Source organism: Streptomyces flavofungini (genome assembly GCF_041028215.1).
In the GTDB taxonomy this organism is placed as follows: domain Bacteria; phylum Actinomycetota; class Actinomycetes; order Streptomycetales; family Streptomycetaceae; genus Streptomyces; species Streptomyces flavofungini_B.
In genome coordinates, this window is sequence record NZ_JASKYR010001361.1 from 1 (window position 1) to 1,122 (window position 1,122).

2 protein-coding genes are annotated in these 1,122 nt (G+C 78.4%); one reads left to right on the top strand and one right to left on the bottom strand.

The window, feature by feature from the left end; all coding sequences use genetic code 11:
* Window positions 1–215 (top strand): LPXTG cell wall anchor domain-containing protein (locus AB8Z36_RS41065; protein ID WP_369218432.1); only part of this gene is annotated, 215 nt, incomplete at its 5' end.
* 238 nt (window positions 216–453) lie between these two features.
* On the opposite strand, the gene AB8Z36_RS41070 is transcribed toward AB8Z36_RS41065, so the two are convergent.
* Entirely contained in the window at window positions 454–882 is a 429-nt protein-coding gene (locus AB8Z36_RS41070; protein ID WP_369218433.1) for a hypothetical protein, read from the bottom strand.
* Window positions 883–1,122 lie beyond the last annotated feature (240 nt).

A 1,122-nucleotide genomic window follows, 5' to 3' on the forward strand; every position in this document is an offset into this window, starting at 1 on the left:
CGCCCGGACCGTCCGAGGTGTCGTCGTCCACGTCGGCGGCGCCGAAGCACACGCCGCAGACGACCCGCGCCGACCACCCGCTCGACATGCGGGCCCAGTTGGCCGAGACGGGCACGGACCAGTCGCTCATCGGCGCCTCGGCCGCGAGCGCCGCACTGCTGCTCGGCGGAGCGATCCTCTACCGGCGCAGCCGCGGCGCGTCGTCGCCACGCTAGGCCGCGCGCACCGGGACCGCCGCAGGGCCCTGGAAGACCGGCCGAGCCCCGTCGCCCGACAGGCGGCGGGGCTCAGTGGTGTCAGAAGGTGGCGCTGGAAGCCCGGCTGCCGCGGACCATCGCGAACACGGAAGCCGGGCCGGGTGCCGTCTCCGCGTCACCTGACCAGAGACTAGGAGCGGCGGCGGGCACGCGCGCGTGGCACGCCTGACCGCACCGCCCCTTCCACCCGATCCGATCAGCGCGCGGACGCCCCGGCCCGGCTCGGGACCGCCGCACGGCCCTGCGGGGGCAGCACCACGTCCGGACGGCGCCGTACGTGGCGGCGGACCCCGCGCACCAGGGCCGACGCCGTGTAGGAGGCCCCGTACACGAAGCGCATGGCGGGGCCGAAGCTGGACGCGGTGGTCAGGCCCGCGGTGAAGAGGCCGGGGCAGGACGTCTCGAAGCGGTCGCTGACGTACGGTGTGCCGTCCTGGAGCGAGAGCAGGCGCTGGCGCAGGCCCGGGGTGAGGACGTCGAGCCGGTCGGTGGTCGCCCGGAAGCCGGTGGCCGCGATGACGTGGTCCGTGACGATCAGACCCGCCGCTCCCTCGCGGTTGCGGGTCCGCAGCCGCACCCGCCCGCCCGCGCGCTCGGCGGCCTCCACCCGGGCGCCCGTCCGCACCTCGGGGGGGGGGGGGGGGGGGGGGGGGGGGGGGGGGGGGGGGGGGGGGGGGGGGGGGGGGGGGGGGGGGGGGGGGGGGGGGGGGGGGGGGTGTCGACGGAGCCGACCAGGCGCTGGTCGACCGGGGGTGCCGCCTGCTCGGCGAACCACAGGCCGTAGGCGGCGAAGTGCTCGATGGGCAGGGGGCGGCCATGCTCGGCGGGCAGGCCGTGCCGGGCGCAGTAGGCGGCGAGGCCGTAC